Origin of the sequence: Cellulomonas bogoriensis 69B4 = DSM 16987 (genome assembly GCF_000767165.1) — a bacterium.
Lineage (GTDB): Bacteria > Actinomycetota > Actinomycetes > Actinomycetales > Cellulomonadaceae > Actinotalea > Actinotalea bogoriensis.
In genome coordinates this window covers 1-16,991 of sequence record NZ_AXCZ01000050.1, presented here as the reverse complement: position 1 = coordinate 16,991, position 16,991 = coordinate 1, and the positions used below count along the sequence as shown (strand labels likewise).

Genomic DNA, 16,991 nt, shown 5'->3' with positions numbered 1-16,991 from the left:
AGGGGCCACCGGCCAAGGGCACCGAGGGCGGGTTGAAGCTGGCGACCTCCACCGTGCTCCTGCTGTTCGAGGTCGCCGAGCGCATGGTCGGCGACGCCGCTGACAAGGGCCACGACGTGCTGTGGTGCGCGCGCACGGCCGAGGGGCGGGGCCGGCCCCCGGTCCCGCGCCTGCACGCCGCACCGCTCGCGGTCTCCGGCCTGGTGCGGTCCCAGCTGCTCACGGGCCGTACCGCGGTGCTGACGTCGGCGACGTTGAGCCTGGGCGGGTCCTTCACCACCACGGCACGGGGCCTGGGTCTGGACCCGGCCGCGGAGCGTGAGCAGGCCCCACCCGTGGTGGGGGACGAGCCTGCGGACGAGCCGTCGCACGACCCGGATGCGGTGCGTCGGTGGCGGGGCCTGGACGTGGGCAGCCCGTTCGACTACCCGCGCAGCGGGATCCTGTACGTCGCCTCGCACCTGCCCGCGCCGGGGCGGGAGCCCACGACCGACTCCCAGCTGGACGAGATCGTCGAGCTGGTGCAGGCCTCGGGAGGTGGCGCACTGGGCCTGTTCTCGTCCAGGAGGGCGGCGGAGCAGGCGGCTGAGGCGGTGCGTGGGCGCGTCGACGTCCCGATCCTCTGCCAGGGCGAGGACCAGCTGCCCACCTTGGTGCGCAGGTTCGCCGAGGACGACGCCACGTGCCTGTTCGGCACGTTGTCGTTGTGGCAGGGGGTGGACGTCCCGGGGCGCTCGAACAGGTTGGTGATCATCGACCGGGTGCCCTTCCCCCGCCCCGACGACCCGGTGCGGTCGGCACGGTCGGAGGCGGTCGCTGCTGCGGGTGGCAACGGGTTCATGGCGGTGGCGGCGAGCCACGCGGCGCTGCTGCTGGCGCAGGGGGCCGGGCGCCTGGTCCGGACGGCCACCGACCGGGGGGTGGTGGCGGTGCTGGATCCCCGCCTGGTGACGGCCCGCTACGCAGGGTTCCTGGTCCGGTCGATGCCGCCGTTCTGGAGGACGACGGACCCCGCACTGGTGCGCTCGGCCCTCACGCGGCTCGCGGCCGACGGGTGAGACGCAGGTCTGCGCCGGGACCCGCACGAGCCTAGAGTGGCGGTGCGGTCGACACGGGGCGCGGCGACGACGAGAGGTGAGGCGTGGACACCACGGCAGAGGCAGACGCTGGGACGGGCGGGGCGACGGTGGGGCCGACGGCCCGCAGGCGTAGCAAGCTCGCCGTCGTCGGGGCCGGGAGCGTGGGTGCCACCATGGCGTACGCCGCCCTGATGCGTGGCGCGGCGCGGCACGTGGCGCTGTACGACATCAATGCCGCGAAGGTCGAGGCCGAGGCCCTGGACATCGGTCACGGGATCCAGTTCATGCCGATGGCCCAGATCGAGGGCTCGGACGACATCGCGGTGTGCGCGGACGCGGACGTGGTGGTCGTGACCGCCGGCGCGAAGCAGAAGCCGGGGCAGTCCCGCCTGGATCTGGCGGAGGCGACGGTCGGTCTGGTCCGGTCGATCCTGCCGGGCCTGGTGGAGGTGGCGCCGGACGCGGTGTACGTCATGGTGACCAACCCTGTCGACATCGTGACGTACGCGGCGTTGAAGACCTCGGGCCTGCCGCCGCACCAGCTGTTCGGGTCGGGTACGGTCCTGGACTCCTCGCGGCTGCGCTACCTGCTCGCCCAGCACACCGGTGTCGCGGCTCAGAACATCCACGCCTACATCGCCGGTGAGCACGGGGACACGGAGATCCCGCTGTGGAGCTCGGCGATGATCGGGTCGGTCCCGTTGCTGGACTGGCCGGGGATGCCTGGCGCGGACGGCGGCGTCGAGGGTCGCCTGGGGGCGGCCGACCGGGAGCGCATCGCGCACGAGGTGGTGAACTCCGCCTACCGGATCATCGCCGGCAAGGGGGCCACGAACTACGCGGTGGGGCTGGCGGGGTCGCGGATCATCGAGGCGGTGATGAACGACGAGCGTCGCGTCCTGCCGGTGTCGTCGCTGCTGACCGACTACCGGGGCATCTCGGACGTGTGCCTGTCGGTCCCGTCGGTCGTGGGCCGGCACGGGGTGGAGGGGACCCTCCCGGTCCGCCTGTCGGGTGACGAGCTGGACGGGCTGCAACGTTCGGCGGAGGCACTGCGTGAGGTGGCCGCGAGGTTCGGGCTCTGAGGCTTGGCGGGGCCGGTCACAGGCTCCGCAGCACGGTGACCACCCGTCCGAGGACGGTGGCCTCGTCCCCGGCGATGGGGGAGTAGGCGGGGTTGTGCGGCAGGAGCCACACGTGCCCGTCCTTGCGGCTGAAGGTCTTGACGGTCGCCTCCTCGCCGATCATCGCGGCGACGATCTCGCCGTTCTCGGCGACCGGTTGGCGGCGCACGACGACCCAGTCGCCGTCGCAGATCGCGGCATCGACCATGGAGTCCCCGGCGACCTTGAGCAGGAACAGCTCGCCGTCGCCGACGAGCTGCCGCGGGAGCGGGAACACGTCCTCCACGAGCTGGTCGGCGAGGATGGGGCCTCCCGCGGCGATGCGGCCCACCACGGGTACGTAGGACGGGGCGGGGGCCTCGTCCCGTGACGGTTCCCCCGCCCGGGCGGGTTCGTGGGAAGTGCCGACCGTCACGTCCTCGGGCATGACGACCTCGATCGCCCGAGGGCGGTTGGGGTCGCGCCGCAGGTAACCCTTGCGCTCCAGGACGGTCAGCTGGTGCTTGACGGAGGAGGGGCTGGTCAGCCCCACCGCCTGCCCGATCTCCCGCATGCTCGGCGGGTACCCCCGTGAGGAGACGCTGTCCCGCACCGTCTCCAGCACGCGGAGCTGCCGGGACGTCAGCGAACCGCGGGCCCCCTGCCCCCTCGTGGGCTGCCCGTCGCCCTGAACGTCGCTGGTCGCCATCGGGACCTCCCGGTCGTGCCGTGTCGTGGTCGGTCGTGGTCGGTCGCCGTCCGCCGCTGCGCGCCGCTGCTCGCCGTCCGGGCCGGTCCCGACGTCCGTGTCGGTGGTGGCTGATCTTCTTCCACCTGGCACAACCCTAGGGTCGCGGACGGTCCGGTTCAAACACGTGTTCGAGCGTGTCTCGACATCGCTCGCGGACCCTGGTAGAAATCGTACAGGTGTTCGACGTACAGGTGTTCGAACAGGAGGTGGGTGTCGTGAACGGCATGAGCGTGAGCGTGCGAGCACGGAGCGGTCAGCAGTGCGAGGTGCCGTTGCGGCTGACGGCCCGCGGCCGGGTGGTCGTGTGGCTGCTGGCCACCCTCGTCGCCGCCGGTGTCGGCCTGGGCGCGCAGAGCGCGACCGCCGGCACCCCGGCCGAGCCCCAGGAGGTGCGGGCGCACACCGTCGTGGCGGGTGAGACCCTGTGGGACATCGCCAGGTCCGCGACGCCCGCCGGTGGGGATGTCCGGGACGTGGTGGCCGACGTGGTCCGGACCAACGACCTGCCGAGCGCGGCCATCGTCCCGGGCCAGCGCCTGGTCGTGCCGCTGCCGGCGGACGCGGACGCCTGAGCCGTCACGACCTCGGTACGGGCCCCGCACATCCCCGTGCACGACTCGTTGCACGGGGATGTGCGGGGCCCGTACGGTGTGGCACGTCCTGGCCGCTCCTGCGGGACCGGGCGTGCGACGAGCCTGGAGGTCTGCGTGCACTGTCCCTTCTGCCGTCATGGCGACTCGCGGGTGGTCGACTCGCGGACGGCTGATGACGGCGCCTCGATCCGTAGGAGGCGGCAGTGCCCGGCGTGCCAACGACGGTTCACCACGATCGAGACCGCGAGCCTGGCGGTGGTGAAGCGATCGGGCGTCACAGAGCCCTTCTCCCGGGAGAAGATCGTCAACGGGGTGCGCAAGGCGTGTCAGGGACGTCCCGTGAGCGAGGACGACCTCGCCCTCCTGGCCCAGCGGGTGGAGGAGGCGCTCCGGGCGACCGGTAGCGCGGAGCTCGACGCCCACGAGATCGGCTTGGCGATCCTCGGTCCGCTGCGTGACCTCGACGAGGTCGCCTACCTGCGTTTCGCGAGCGTCTACCAGGCGTTCGAGTCCCTGGAGGACTTCGAGCGCGCCATCGGTGGTCTCCGTGAGGACCACGCCTCGGCCTCGACCGCCGGCGACGGCTGACCGGGGCCCTGGCCCGGTCCGGTCGCGCGGGCACGGTGGGCGTGTGAGGCTCGGTCCTGACACGAGGAGGCATGACCATGAGCGACCGCCCCCGCCCCTCCGACCCGCGCCTGGTCGGCATCTACCTCAACGACCACCTGGCCGGCGCCGTGGCCGGGTCCAGGCGCCTGCGCCGCACCGCCGAGGTCCTGCGTAGCACGCCGGTGGGGCCGGGTCTGGCCCGGGTGGCGTCCGAGGTCGAGCAGGAGCGCGAGGAGCTCGCCGCCGTCGTCGCCCACCTCGACGTCACGCAGGCATGGCCGAAGCAGGCGTTGGCCTGGGTGGGAGAGCGGGTGGCGCGGCTGAAGGCGGACAGGTCGCGGATGCGCAGCTCGCCCATCACCACGTTGCTCGAGGTCGAGCTGCTCCGCAGCGCGGTCATGGGCAAGCGCGGGGTGTGGCAGGCGCTCGTGGACCTCGCCGGGGACCTGGCACTGGACGAGTCGCGCATGGTCGAGCTCGTGGAGCAGACCGAGCGGCAGCTTCAGACCCTCGACGAGGTCCACGCCTACGTCCGCATCCGTGCGATGCGGTTGGTGCGGTAGGGGCTGGTCCTGGACGTCGCCGTTCAGTCCGCGCGGTGCCCGTGCTCGGTGTGGCGGGCGTGCGGGATCCGGTCCATGACCTGCTCACGAACCACCCGTCGCAGCACCTTGCCGATCTGGGACCGGGGTAGGTCGGGCAGCACGATGAGTTCGCGAGGGTGGGCGTAGCGGGCGAGTCGCTTCTCGCTCCATGCCCGGACCGCAGAGAGCTCGACACGGGTGGCGCCCTCGGCGAGCACCACCGCCGCGACGACCTTCTCGCCGAGGTCGCCCCCCGGGATCCCCACCACCGCGACGTCCGCGATCCCCGGCATGGACCGCAGGTGCTCCTCGACCTGGGACGGGTAGACGTTGAACCCCCCGGTGATGATCACTTCCTTGGAGCGGTCCACCAACCTGACGAAGCCGTCCTCGACGACGACCACGTCACCGGTGCGGAGCCACGTGCGTCCCTCGTGCTCCACCAGCACCGAACCGGTCTCGTCCGGGCGCTGCCAGTAGCCGTCGAACACCTGGGGGCCGCTGACCCACAGCTCGCCGCGCTCACCCTCCGCGGCGTCCCTCGCGGTGTCCTCCTGGTCGGCGATGCGGACATGGGTCGAGGGGAACGGCAGGCCGAGGGTCCCGGGGCGCCGCGCGGTCGACATGGGTGAGCCGAGCGCGACGGGCGCGGTCTCGGTCATGCCGTAACCCTCGACGAGCATCCCGCCGGTGACGCGTTCCCACTTCTCCGCGGTCGCCACGGGCAGGGACATCGCGCCCGAGATCGCGCTGCGGATCGAGGTGAGGTCCGCACCGGTGCGCTCGGCGGCGTCCGCGAGCCGCTCGAACATGGGTGGCACGCCGGGCAGGAACGTCGCTGGCCGGCGGCGCTGAGCCGCCAGGACGGCGTCCACGTCGAACCGGGGGAGGACCACCGCCGTCGCGGCGATCCGCACCACGTACACCATGCAGAGCATCAGGCCGAACGCGTGGAAGAACGGCAGGACCGACAGGACCGTCTCGCCGGCGCCGTGCCCTGTCCATGCCTGCCCCTGGGCGGCGTTGACGGCCAGGTGCCGGTGCCGCAGGACCGCGCCCTTGGGGGTCCCGGTGGTGCCGCCCGTGTACTGCAGGAGTGCGACGTCCTCCACGTCGGGGTGCGGGTGGGTGGCCTCGAGCGGGGTGGCGTGCTTCAGCGCCGTGCCCCAGCGGCGAACCGCCGGATGGGCGGGAACGGGGCCCCGCATGGCGTCCCTCGCCTTGCGCGAGGCGCTCAGCGGAAGGCGCAGCGCCGCGCGCTTGATCCAGGGGAGGTCGGCCGCGAGGTCGATCGAGACCACGGTCTGGACCGAGGTCTCTCCGTGACTGCCGAGAACCTCGGGGACGACCTTCTGCCAGCACAGCACGACGGTCGCCCCGCTGTCCTTGAGCTGGTGGGCGAGCTCGTCGGCGGTGTAGGTCGGGTTGTGCTCCACGACCACGGCGCCCAGGCGCAGCACGGCGTAGAACACGACCACGTGGGTCGCGCAGTTGGGGAGGACCAGCGCCACCCGGTCGCCGGGCTCGACGCCGAGCTCCTTCAGCGCGCCGGCAGCCCGGTCGACACGTCGTTGCAGGGTGTCGTAGGTCGTGACCGCGCCCATGAAGTCCAGCGCGACGACGCTCGGGTGCTGCTCAGCGGTCTGTGCGAGCGTCTCGGTGAGTGACTGCGCCGGAGCGGGTACGTCGAGCGGGACCCCCGGTGCGTACGCGGTGGACCAGGGGCGTGCGGGATCGGTCATGCCCCTAGGTTACGGGACCGTAGGTTGTGTCCGCTCGCCCGGAGGCCTGCCGGTCAGGACAGCAGGCGCAGCCGGATCGTCTGGTCCATGACCTCGAGCTCGGCGCACACGTCCGCACCGAGGTCGGACCCGACGTCGGTCACCACATAGCCGATGTCCCCGCTGGTCGCGAGCAGCTGTGCCTCGACGTTGACCCCGTGCTCGGCGAGCGTCGCGTTGATGCCGGCGAGCACGCCCGGGGTGTTGCGGTGCAGGTGCACGAGCCGGTGGGACCCGGTGCGCGCGTCGAGTGCGAGGTTCGGCAGGTTCACCGACAGCATCGTCGACCCGTGGCGCACGTAGTCCCGCAGCTTGTTCGCCACGAACTGGCCGATCGCCTTCTGCGCCTCCTCGGTCGACCCACCGATGTGCGGGGTCAGGATCACGTTCGGCAGGCCCCGGAGGTCGGACTCGAACGGGTCTCCGCGCCGCTTGGGCTCCTGGGGGAACACGTCCACCGCCGCCCCCGCGATGCGACCCTCGAGGATCCCCTCGCGCAGGGCCGCGTAGTCCACGACGAACCCGCGCGAGAGGTTGAGGAAGATCGACCCGGGTCGCATCCGGGCGAGCTGCGACGCCCCGAACATCCCGGCGTTGCCCGCACGCCCGTCGACGTGGAGGGTGACGACGTCGGCGGTCTCGAGCAGCTCGTCGAGGGTCTCCGCCCGCCGGGCGTTGCCGAGCGCCAGCTTCTCGGCGGTGTCGTAGAAGATCACGGACATGCCGAGCGCCTCGGCGAGCACCGACAGCTGGGTGCCGATGTTCCCGTAGCCGACGATCCCCAGGGTGCGCCCACGCACCTCGTGCGAGCCCTCGGCGGACTTGTCCCACACGCCGGAGTGCAGCGCCCGGTCACGCTCGGTCAGTCGCCGGGTCAACGCGATGATCTCGGCGATCGCGATCTCCACGACCGAGCGGGTGTTGGAGAACGGGGCGTTGAACACCGCGATGCCCTCGCGGGCCGCCGCGTCCAGGTCGATCTGGTTGGTGCCGATGCAGAACGCACCCACCGCCAGCAGGTCCGGCGCGTGACTCAGGACCCGCTCGGTCACCTGCGTCTTGGACCGGATGCCCAGGAGCTGGACCCCCGCGAGGGACTCGATCAGCTCGTCCTCGTCGAGGGCACCCGAACGGGTGACGACCTCGACACCGTCGGCGTTGAGGACGGTGGTGGCCAACGGATGCAGGTTCTCCAGCAGAAGTGCTCGCACGGGGGTGATTGTGGACCTCCGGGAGGCGCCGGCCAAACCGCGCCCGCCTGGCGGGACGCCCGGCGCCTGGGACAATGGGTTGGTGGACGTCACCTCGTGGCGTGAGCGACGACGCTCGCGCAGGCTCCTGCGGCACATGGACCGTGCCTCGGGGCGATCGGGCCGGGCCCGCCCCGGCGTGTGGCTGACGGCGGCAGCCGTCGCCCTGGTGTGGTTCGTCGGCTCCGGTTCCACGAGCACGTTCGGCCCCGGCTGGACCCCGGCGGACCTGCTCGGCCCCAGGGCTCTGGTCGAGGTCGACGGTCGGACCGTGGCCGTCCCGAGGCCGGCGTCCTCGGAGGGCAGGCTGGCCCCGGAGGTGCCGGTCACGACCTCGGGGGAGCACGCGTTCCTCCACGTGCACGACGACGGCAGCCCGGTGGGGTACGACCCGTGCCGCCCCGTGGAGTACGTCGTCCGGCCCGACCGCGCACCGCGGTCGGGCCAGTCCCTGATCGACGACGCGGTGCAGGTCGTGGCCGAGGCGTCGGGCCTCGTGCTGGTCCAGGTCGGTGAGACCGACGAGCCGCCGCTGATGGACCGCCCCCTCATCCAACCCGACCGGTACGGGCCGGGCTGGGCGCCCGTGCTGATCGCGTGGTCCGGGCCGGACGAGGTCTCCGAGCTCGAGGGCCAGGTCGCCGGGGTGGGAGGCTCGGCAGCGGTGCCGGGAGCGGACGGGTCCGGGCTCTGGCTCGCCGCGGGACGCGTCGCACTCGACGCCGAGGACCTCGGTGCGCTGCTGTCCCGGAACGGGGGCTACGAGCGTGCCCGCGCGATCGTGGTCCACGAGCTCGCACACGTCCTGGGCCTGGACCACGTGGACGACCCGGACGAGCTGATGCACCCGTTGACCTCGAGCCGGACCGACCTCGGCCCGGGCGACAGGCAGGGCCTGGCGCTCGTCGGACAGGTCGGGTGCGAGGGCTTCAGCTGAGCCCCTCGGGCAGCCCTCCGGTGGCCAGGACGCGCAGCGCCTGGGTCGGTCGGGTCATAGCGACGTAGAGGTCCCCGGGCGAACCCGCGAGGATCTCGAGCGGCTCGACCAGCACGACGACGTCGAACTCCAGCCCCTTGGCCGCGCGTGGGTCCAGGACGCTCACCCTGGCGTCGAGCGTGGTCCCCTCGCCCTCAGGACGCAGCAGCCGCCCGACGTCGTCGTCGGCGAGCGCGGCCCGGAGACCCTCGACCTGCCCCGCCGGCCCGATCACGGCCACCCGGCCGGCGCCCTCGTCCAAGCGCTCCACGGCCCGGCGCACCTCGCGGACCAGGGCCCCGTGGAGCTCGTCCGGCCCCACGGACCGGGTGCGCAGCGCGTCCGGGACGTCACGGGCCGAGGTCGTGGTACCCACGTGGACACCGGCCGCGGTGGCGACCGCCCGAGCAGCCTGCGCGACCGAGGCCGGCGTGCGGTAGTTCACGGTCAGCTCCGCGAGCCGCCACGACCCCCGCAGCACAGGGTCCAGCGCCTCGTCCCAGGTGCGCCCGGTGCCGCGCACGCTCTGGGCGGTGTCCCCGACGATCGTCATCGACCGGGTGGGGCATCGGCGCACCACCATCCGCCACGCCATGGGCGACAGCTCCTGGGCCTCGTCGACGACCACGTGGCCGTAGGTCCATGTCCGGTCGGCGGCGGCGCGCTCGGCGGTCGTGAGGACGGGGCCGCTGTGGGCGAACCGCTCGGCGAGCACCTCGGCACTGACCATCCCCTGCCCGACCCCCGAGGACCGCAGCACCTGGCGGGCGTAGTCGAGCTCCTCCTGCCTGCGGCGGGCGTCGGCGTCGGCCTGGGCGCGCTCGGCCTGGTCGTCCTCGCCCAGCAGCTCGGCGGCCTCGTCCAGCAGCGGCACGTCCGACTCGGTCCAGGGCGAGTCCACCGGCCGGTGCAGCAGTGCGCGCTCGCGGGCGTCCAGCTCCGGTGCGACCTCGGCCAGGACGTGCGGCTTGGCGAGCACCTCGCCGACGAGTCGCTGCGGGGTCAGGGGCATCCACGCGAGGTTCAGCGCGATCCTGATCTCCCTGGTGGTGCGCAGGTCCTCGATCACCGCGGCCCGGTCCTCGTCGGGGACGGAGTGTCCGAGCTGGTCGACCCACTGCGCGGCGAGTCGGGACAGCATGTCCCGGACGAACGTGACCCGGGCCAGGTTGTGGGGCCGGCCGGTGCGACGAGCCCGACCGATCGCCTCCCGCACGTCCCGCGGACGCACCACGACCTCGCGCCCGTCGACCCGTACCGCGACCGGTGCCGCCGGGACGCGTTGACGCCGCCGCACGGCGCGCGCGACCACGTCGGCCATGACGGGCCTGCCCTTGATCTCGGCGACGTCGTCGCGGTCGGTGGCCCGGACGGTGACACCGGGCAGGAGGTCGGCGACGGTGGCGGTGACGACGCCGGTCTCACCCAGGGAGGGCAGCACCTGGTCGATGTACCTCAGGAACACCCTGCTGGGACCGAGTACGAGCACGCCCGAGCGCTCCAGGGCACGTCGATGGGTGTAGAGCAGGTAGGCGGCACGGTGGAGCGCCACCGCGGTCTTGCCGGTGCCAGGGCCTCCCTGCACCACCAGGGCCCCCGCCAGGTCGCCGCGGATGACGGCGTCCTGCTCCGCCTGGATGGTGGCGACGATGTCGCCCATCCGGCCCGTCCGACCCGCCGCCATCGCTGCCAGCAGGGCACCTTCTCCCGCCAGCGCGCTCGGGTCGACCGCGTGGTCCCCGAGGAGGTCGAGGTCCAGCACCTCGTCCTCGATGCCGGTCACGGCCCGGCCGCGGGTGAGCAGGTGCCGGCGCCGCACCACCCCGTCCGGCCGTGCGGAGGTGGCGCTGTAGAAGGCGCGGGCGGCAGGGGCCCGCCAGTCGGTGAGCAGGGAGGTGTGCTCGGCGTCGGTGAGACCGATCCTGCCGATGTACAGATCCGACCTGTCCCGGAGGTCGAGACGACCGAAGCACAGACGGTCCTCGACCGCGTCCAGCTGGGCGACCCGGTCCTCGTACAGGGTCGCGAAGGCGTCCCGCTCCGAGCGGTTCTGGGGTGACCCGCTCGGTCCCGTGCGACGCACCGTGGCGAGGCGTTCACGGGCTTGGGCCCGGAGCGTGTCCAGGCGCTGGTAACGGAGGTCGACCGCGGCCTGCTCCTGCCGGAGCTGGTCCTGCCTTCCTGTCACGGGACCCCCAGGTCGGTTCGGGCGGGTGGCCGTCCATTATCCCGTCCGCCGGGGGTCGCGTACGCACCGGCGCGCGGGCGCCGTGGCGGACCGGTACCGGCCGGTACGGCTCCGACCTCTAGGATCGTCGCGTCCACCGATCAGCCCCGGCCGTCTGGGAAGGGTTCACCGTGCCGTACACCGAGCTCGACCGACGGGCGCTGCGCGTCCTGCTGGTCGAGGACGACGACGCCGACGCCGTTCTCGTCTCCGAGCTCTTCGCCGACTCCGGCGTGGCGGTGGACCTGCGCCGTGCCCGCACCCTCGCCGAGGCCGCGGGCCTCCTGGACGTCGACTGCGTCCTGCTGGACCTGGGGCTTCCGGACGCCTACGGGCTCGGCGCCATCCAGCGCCTGCTCACCGGCCCACGCGTGCCGGCGGTGGTCGTCCTCACCGGCCGCACCGAGAGCGGCCTGGGCCTGCGTGCGGTGGCCGCCGGTGCGCAGGACTACCTGGTCAAGGGTGAGGTGACGGCCGAGCTGCTCGGCCGCACGGTGCGGTACGCGGCCGAGCGCCGCCGGGCGGAGGTCCAGGAGCGGGACCTGTACCGTGCGCAGCTGCGCGCCTCCGAGACCAGCCGGCTCGAGCGTGCGCTGCTGCCCACCCCGCTGGTGGGTGACGGGGCGATGGAGGTGCTGGTCGGTTACCGGGCGGGCCGGGACGGGCTCCTCGGCGGCGACTTCTACGACGTCGTGGAGCGCGCCGACGGTTCGGTCGCCGCGGTGGTCGGCGACGTCGCCGGCCACGGTCCCGACGAGGCGGCCCTCGGGGCCCAGCTGCGCACCGCGTGGCGCACGTCGGTGCTGGCAGGACTACCCCCCGCGCAGGTCCTGGACGTGACCGAGCAGATCCTCTCGGCCGAGCGGGGCAGGCCGGAGATCTTCGCGACCCTGGTCATGGTGGTGATCGACCCCGAGCGCACCTCGATGGAGCTGTTCCTGTGCGGGCACCCCACCCCCTTCCTCCTGGACGACCCGACCACCGCGCTGCCAGCCGGTGAGCGCGGGCGCGCGCTGGGAATCCCCGTGCTCGGGGGCTGGCGGTCGAGCCGGGTCGAGCTGGGCCCGTCGTGGCGCGTGGTCCTCTTCACCGACGGCGTCCTGGAGACGACGATCGACGGCGGCACCGCCCGCCTGGGCGAGGAGGGCCTGCAACGGGTCATGGCGGAGCAGGTCCGCGCCCACCGCGCCGACCCGGACCAGGGCACCGACCTGGTCGAACGGATCCTGGAGAAGGTGCGGGCGCTGCACGGGGGCGACCTGGTCGACGACACCGCACTGGTCGTCCTGGGCTGGGGGCAGCGGTGAGCGCCACCGGCGGGACCACGCTGCGACGCAGGGTGACCGTCGCCCTGGCCTGCGCGGGCCTGGTGGTGGTGCTCGCCGTCACCGGGGCGGTCGCGGCGTTCCTGACGGTCGGGTCCCGCCAGCAGGACGTGACCGAGATGTACTTCGACGCCCTTCTCGAGGCGGACAACACGTTCGTCCGGCTGGTCGATGCAGAGGCGTCCCTCCGGGCGTACGTCGCCACCGGCGACGAGGTCTCGCTCGAGCCTTTCGAGGCGCTCGCCGCCGGACGCACCCCTGCCCAGGAGCGCGCCCAGGCGCGGCTGCTGGAGCGTCGGGGTGAGGGCTCCGCGGTCCTCAGGGCTCAGGAGGCTGCACGGGAGGCTACGCGTGCCTGGTACGCCGACCACGCGATGCCGACGATCGAGCAGGTGCGCCAGGACGGCCCCGGCACGGTCGGCGAGGCCCAGGCCCGGCGAGGGCAGGTGCTGTTCGAGGACGTGCGTGTCGAGGTCGAGGCCTACCGGGTCCTTCTCCAGGAGGAGCGTGCCGCGGCGGTGCAGGGGCTGCGGACCGCCACCCGGGTGCTCGCTGCCAGCGTCGCCGCGCTCGCGGGTGTGGCGGTGGTCGGCGGGGCGCTGCTGTGGGTGTTCCTGCGCAAGTGGGTCCTCAACCCTCTGACCGCGCTGACCGAGGACGTGCGTCTGGTGGCCGAGGGGCAGGCCGAGCACGAGGTCGCCACCCACGGGACCGGCGAGGTGGCGCAGGTCGCCCAGGACGTGGACCACATGCGCCGTCGGCTCGTGGGCCTGATCGCCCACGCCCGGCGGTCGAGGGAGGAGCTGGAGGAGTCCCACGCCAGGTTGCGCGAGCAGAGCGAGGACCTGGCGCGGTCCAACCGGGACCTGGAGCAGTTCGCGTACGTCGCCTCCCACGACCTGCAGGAGCCCCTGCGCAAGGTGGCGAGCTTCACCCAGCTGCTGGCCAAGCGGTACCAGGGCCAGCTCGACGAGCGGGCCGACCAGTACATCGAGTTCGCCGTGGACGGCGCCAAGCGCATGCAGCGGCTCATCAACGACCTCCTCGGATTCTCCCGGGTGGGGCGCATCGGCGGGGAGCTCGGCGAGGTCGACGTCCGGGTGCTCGCGGAGAGGGTCGTGGAGGACCTGGACGACGCGGTCCGGGAGGCCGGTGCCCAGGTCGTGGTGGGTGAGCTGCCGACGGTGGTGGGCGAGGAGCCCTTGCTCGCCCAGCTGTTGCACAACCTCGTCGGCAACGCGGTGAAGTTCCGGCACCCCGACCGTGCACCGGTCGTGCGGCTGGAGGCGAGGCGAACGGGCGCCGCCTGGGAGCTGAGCTGCTCGGACAACGGGATCGGGATCGACGAGCAGTACGTGGACCGCGTCTTCGTGATCTTCCAGCGGCTCCACCCCAAGGACCTCTACGAGGGCACCGGGATCGGGTTGGCGCTGTGCAAGAAGATCGTGGAGTACCACGGCGGTCAGATCTGGATCGACGCGGGCGCCGCCGAGGGCACCACCATCCGGTGGACGTTTCCCGATCAGTTCGCGAGCCGTCTCGCGGAGGAGCAGGAGCGCGGCCCGTCCGGGCCGCGGAAGGAGACCCCCGTGCCGTCCGGCGCGACGGGTCAGGCGCCCGCCTCTGGCGGCGACCAGGAGGTCACACAGACATGAACGACGCGCAGAAGCCCATCGACGTGCTGCTGGTGGAGGACGACCCCGGGGACGTCCTCATGACTCAGGAGGCGTTCGAGGAGAACAAGGTCGCCAACCGCCTGGCGGTCGTCAGCGACGGCGCCTCGGCCATGGAGTACCTGCGCAAGCAGGGGCAGTACGCCGACGCGCCCACGCCGGACATGGTGCTGCTGGACCTGAACCTGCCGCGGATGGACGGACGCGAGGTCCTGGCGGCGATGAAGAGCGACGAGGAGCTCCGGCGCATCCCGGTGGTCGTGCTGACGACCTCGGAGGCCGAGGAGGACGTGCTGCGCAGCTACTCGCTCCACGCCAACGCCTACGTCACCAAGCCGGTGGACTTCCAGCGGTTCATCGAGGTCGTGCGGCAGATCGACGACTTCTTCCTGACGGTCGTGAGGCTGCCGTCCAGGTGACCGGGGAATCCCCGTGCGCCGTCCGGCGTTGACGACCACGGACGACGGCTGAGCGGAGGCACCACCATGCGCGACCCGAGGGAGATGTACCAGGTCGAGGAGGACGTCGCGGCCGAGCTGGGCCTGCGGTCCGGTTCCGGCGAGGGGCCGGTCATGCTCCACGTCCTGGAGGGTTTCGTGGACGCCGGTGAGGCGGGTGCGGGGGTCGTGGCCCACCTGGCCGAGCGGTTCGGTGCCACGCGGTTGGCGACGTTCGAGGTCGACGAGCTGGTGGACTACCGTGCGCGCCGTCCGGTGATGACGTTCGACTCGACCCGGTGGACCGCCTACGACGCGCCCCACCTGGCGCTCGACGTGGTCCGCGACGCCGAGGGCGTGCCCTTCCTGCTGCTGCACGGCTCGGAGCCGGACGTGCAGTGGGAGCGGTACGTCGCGGCGGTCACCCAGCTCGTGGAGCGTTTCGGCGTGCGCCTGACGGTCGGGGTGAACGGGGTGCCGATGGGAGTGCCGCACACGCGCCCGGTCGGGATGACCGTCCACGGGACCCGGACCGAGCTCGTCGCGGACCACCCGTCGTGGTTCGGTCGGGTGCAGGTGCCGGGAAGTGCCGCTGCGCTGCTCGAGCTGCGACTGGGGGAGCTGGGGCACGACGCGGTGGGGGTGGCCGTGCACGTGCCGCACTACCTGGCGCAGTCGGCCTACCCGCAGGCCTCGGTCGCCGCGCTGGACCTCCTGGAGCGACGCACCGGTCTCCAGCTGGACCCGGCGGTGCTGGAGCCGGTGGTCCGGGCTGCGGCGTCGGAGGTGGAGCGACAGGTCGGGGAGTCGGCCGAGGTGGCGGCGGTGGTCGCGGCCCTGGAGGAGCAGTACGACTCCTTCACCCGCGCGATCGGTCGCACGAACCTGCTGGCGGAGTCCACCGACCTGCCCACGGCCGAGGAGCTCGGGGCGGAGTTCGAGCGGTTCCTGGCCCAGCAGGAGGGGCCTGGCCGGCCGTCCTGAGGCCTGCGGTGCGTCGGCTACGCGATGGTGGTCGCGGTGGTCCGCGACCGTGCAGACCAGCGGGATGATGATCTTCCGGTGCCCTCGACGGGGGCTCTGGTCAACGATGTCGCCTCGTGCCAGACTGCCGGTGTTGCAGTGGTTGGACCCGTCCTCGTCGGACCTGGGCAGAGCATTGCGGCAGGGCGAGCGGGCGCACGGCCCTCTCGAGGACGTCCCAGCGGGACAGAAGGACAGGACGAGCATGGCGCAGGGATCTGTGAAGTGGTTCAACGCCGAGAAGGGTTTCGGCTTCATCGCGCAGGACGGTGGTGGCGCCGACGTGTTCGTGCACTACTCGGCGATCGAGACGCAGGGTTACCGCACCCTCGACGAGGCGCAGCGCGTCGAGTTCGAGATCACCCAGGGCCCCAAGGGTCCGCAGGCGGAGAAGGTCCGCCCGCTCTGAACCGGTGACCGGCGGGCCGTCGGTTCACGTCGGCGGCCCGCCGGGGCTCAGCCCGTCCCGTCCCGCAGGGGTCTGGCCCCGGCCGTGAAGGACGTGAGCTCGTCCCCGTGCAGCACACGGGCCGGCTGGGGCAGGCTGCGCAGCGCGCGGCCCAGCCCCGACCCGCCCAGCAGGTCGGGGTCCTCGGTGCCGACCAGGACGAGGTTCCCGTAGCGGCGTCCGCGCAGCTGACCCGGTTCGGCGAGCAGCCCGACGTGACTGAAGTGCTGCGCGAGGGTGGCGACCTCTGCGCGCGCCAGCGTCAGCGGGGGGCGGTCCGCGCAGTTGGCGAGGTAGAGGCCCCCCGGGCGCAGCGTCTGGGCGATCTGCGCGACGCTCGTGGTGGTGGCCAGCGCGGTGGGCGTCCTGTCACCGTTGAAGACGTCCCGGATGACCACGTCCCAACGGTGGGGTGGGAGCTGGGCCACGGTGAGGTTCGCGTCCTCGGCCCGCAGCCGGAGCGCCGGAGCCCGGGGCAGGTCGAACCAGGTGCGCACCAGGTCCACCAGCCGGGCGTCCACGTCGACGGCCAGCTGGTTCGACCCGGGCCGCCGGTGGTCGACCCAGCGGGCCATGGTGCAGGCTCCGGCGCCCAGGTGGAGCACACGCAGCCCCCCCGGTGGCATCTGGTCCACGACCGCTGCCATGTGCTGCATGTACTCGAAGTCCAGCAGGTCCGGCCGGTCGAGGTGGACGTGCGAGGACGGCACCCCGTTCACGTGCACGGTGAACGCACGGGTCTCGCCGCGGTCCGGGACGAGCTCGGCCGTCCCGGTGTCGATCGGCTGGGGCCCCACGGGCAGGGGGCGCGCGTCGGTGGGGCGGACTGCGCGTCGGGGGGAGCGGGGCATGGGCCCACGGTAGGCGGTGGCGGGGCGGTGGTGGATCCGCCATTGACGCCGTCGAACAGGTGTTCGATGATGGTGGTGGGAGGTGTGCCATGGGAGCAGCAGGGTTGGGTGCGATGGACCGGGTCGCGCCGGTCTCACCGAGGGTGCGTGCGTTGCTGGCCCGGTCCGACGACGAGCTCGTCGCGGCGAGCCTGGCGGGCACGACCGAGGAGCGTCTGGTCCACGGTCATCTCGCTGCGCTCCGGGCGGCCGCTGCCGTGGTCGAGGCGCGCGGGGCCCGC

The 16,991-nt window shown here is 72.9% G+C and carries 16 protein-coding genes and 1 pseudogene; 12 read left to right on the top strand and 5 right to left on the bottom strand.

Going from position 1 to position 16,991, the window contains the following annotated elements; genetic code table 11:
* Both N869_RS06770 and N869_RS06765 read left to right on the top strand, forming a co-directional pair.
* On the top strand, positions 1-1,058 hold a 1,058-nt coding region (locus N869_RS06770), incomplete at its 5' end, for an ATP-dependent DNA helicase (protein ID WP_035059542.1).
* Positions 1,059-1,141: 83 nt separating this feature from the next.
* Entirely contained in the window at positions 1,142-2,164 is a 1,023-nt protein-coding gene (locus N869_RS06765) for an L-lactate dehydrogenase (protein WP_084136563.1), read from the top strand.
* Between the two features lie 16 nt (positions 2,165-2,180).
* Here the strand turns inward: N869_RS06765 and lexA are convergent, their stop codons facing one another.
* Positions 2,181-2,891, bottom strand: a complete 711-nt coding sequence (lexA, locus tag N869_RS06760; protein ID WP_052105173.1) for a transcriptional repressor LexA — start codon at positions 2,889-2,891, stop codon at positions 2,181-2,183.
* 218 nt (positions 2,892-3,109) lie between these two features.
* On the opposite strand from lexA, the gene N869_RS06755 reads away from it, so the two are divergent.
* The 3 genes from N869_RS06755 (at position 3,110) to N869_RS06745 (ending at position 4,698) form a co-directional block, all read left to right on the top strand.
* Entirely contained in the window at positions 3,110-3,505 is a 396-nt protein-coding gene (locus N869_RS06755) for a LysM peptidoglycan-binding domain-containing protein (protein WP_052105172.1), read from the top strand.
* 135 nt (positions 3,506-3,640) lie between these two features.
* The gene (gene nrdR / locus N869_RS06750) at positions 3,641-4,114 is read left to right on the top strand and encodes a transcriptional regulator NrdR (RefSeq protein ID WP_035059534.1); all 474 of its coding nucleotides are present in this window, start codon (positions 3,641-3,643) and stop codon (positions 4,112-4,114) included.
* 77 nt (positions 4,115-4,191) lie between these two features.
* Positions 4,192-4,698, top strand: coding sequence for a hypothetical protein (locus N869_RS06745; RefSeq protein ID WP_156968402.1), 507 nt, complete (start codon positions 4,192-4,194; stop codon positions 4,696-4,698).
* A 23-nt stretch (positions 4,699-4,721) separates the two neighbouring features.
* Here N869_RS06745 and N869_RS06740 read toward each other — a convergent pair whose 3' ends face one another.
* Complete coding sequence (locus tag N869_RS06740) at positions 4,722-6,461, bottom strand: AMP-binding protein (protein WP_052105171.1); 1,740 nt, start codon at positions 6,459-6,461, stop codon at positions 4,722-4,724.
* A gap of 53 nt (positions 6,462-6,514) precedes the next feature.
* Positions 6,515-7,720 (bottom strand): phosphoglycerate dehydrogenase, encoded by a 1,206-nt coding sequence (gene serA, locus N869_RS06735; protein ID WP_035059530.1) that lies wholly within the window; start codon positions 7,718-7,720, stop codon positions 6,515-6,517.
* Between the two features lie 73 nt (positions 7,721-7,793).
* On the opposite strand from serA, the gene N869_RS06730 reads away from it, so the two are divergent.
* Positions 7,794-8,687: a matrixin family metalloprotease gene (locus N869_RS06730; protein ID WP_232229639.1), complete on the top strand. Its 894-nt coding sequence runs from the start codon at positions 7,794-7,796 to the stop codon at positions 8,685-8,687.
* Here the strand turns inward: N869_RS06730 and N869_RS06725 are convergent.
* The gene (locus tag N869_RS06725; protein ID WP_035059518.1) at positions 8,680-10,914 is read right to left on the bottom strand and encodes a HelD family protein; all 2,235 of its coding nucleotides are present in this window, start codon (positions 10,912-10,914) and stop codon (positions 8,680-8,682) included. The genes N869_RS06730 and N869_RS06725 overlap by 8 nt on opposite strands.
* 170 nt (positions 10,915-11,084) lie before the next feature.
* Here N869_RS06725 and N869_RS06720 point away from each other — a divergent pair, with 170 nt between their 5' ends.
* From N869_RS06720 to N869_RS06700, 5 genes are all read left to right on the top strand, one after another.
* Positions 11,085-12,260 (top strand): PP2C family protein-serine/threonine phosphatase, encoded by a 1,176-nt coding sequence (locus tag N869_RS06720; protein ID WP_052105168.1) that lies wholly within the window; start codon positions 11,085-11,087, stop codon positions 12,258-12,260.
* Complete coding sequence (locus tag N869_RS18740; protein ID WP_269545868.1) at positions 12,257-13,933, top strand: sensor histidine kinase; 1,677 nt, start codon at positions 12,257-12,259, stop codon at positions 13,931-13,933. Before N869_RS06720 ends, N869_RS18740 begins: the two co-directional genes overlap by 4 nt.
* Positions 13,930-14,370, top strand: a complete 441-nt coding sequence (locus tag N869_RS06710) for a response regulator (RefSeq protein WP_035059516.1) — start codon at positions 13,930-13,932, stop codon at positions 14,368-14,370. The genes N869_RS18740 and N869_RS06710 overlap by 4 nt, the downstream gene beginning before the upstream one ends.
* A 66-nt stretch (positions 14,371-14,436) precedes the next feature.
* Complete coding sequence (locus N869_RS06705) at positions 14,437-15,372, top strand: PAC2 family protein (RefSeq protein WP_035059514.1); 936 nt, start codon at positions 14,437-14,439, stop codon at positions 15,370-15,372.
* Positions 15,373-15,616: 244 nt separating this feature from the next.
* Complete coding sequence (locus N869_RS06700; RefSeq protein WP_035059511.1) at positions 15,617-15,820, top strand: cold-shock protein; 204 nt, start codon at positions 15,617-15,619, stop codon at positions 15,818-15,820.
* Positions 15,821-15,867: 47 nt separating this feature from the next.
* Here the strand turns inward: N869_RS06700 and N869_RS06695 are convergent, their stop codons facing one another.
* Positions 15,868-16,710, bottom strand: coding sequence for a spermidine synthase (locus tag N869_RS06695; protein WP_035059509.1), 843 nt, complete (start codon positions 16,708-16,710; stop codon positions 15,868-15,870).
* Between the two features lie 89 nt (positions 16,711-16,799).
* Between N869_RS06695 and N869_RS06690 the strand changes: the two are divergent.
* Positions 16,800-16,991: pseudogene (locus N869_RS06690) on the top strand (hypothetical protein); the annotation flags it as partial.

Bases quoted from the DNA above. Each gene is read 5' to 3' on its own strand.
- N869_RS06705 (WP_035059514.1), top strand. From the start codon at position 14,437: ATGCGCGACCCGAGGGAGATGTACCAGGTCGAGGAGGACGTCGCGGCC.
- N869_RS06745 (WP_156968402.1), top strand. From the start codon at position 4,192: ATGAGCGACCGCCCCCGCCCCTCCGACCCGCGCCTGGTCGGCATCTAC.
- N869_RS06710 (WP_035059516.1), top strand. From the start codon at position 13,930: ATGAACGACGCGCAGAAGCCCATCGACGTGCTGCTGGTGGAGGACGAC.
- lexA (WP_052105173.1), bottom strand. From the start codon at position 2,891: ATGGCGACCAGCGACGTTCAGGGCGACGGGCAGCCCACGAGGGGGCAG.
- N869_RS06700 (WP_035059511.1), top strand. From the start codon at position 15,617: ATGGCGCAGGGATCTGTGAAGTGGTTCAACGCCGAGAAGGGTTTCGGC.
- N869_RS06740 (WP_052105171.1), bottom strand. From the start codon at position 6,461: ATGACCGATCCCGCACGCCCCTGGTCCACCGCGTACGCACCGGGGGTC.
- N869_RS06695 (WP_035059509.1), bottom strand. From the start codon at position 16,710: ATGCCCCGCTCCCCCCGACGCGCAGTCCGCCCCACCGACGCGCGCCCC.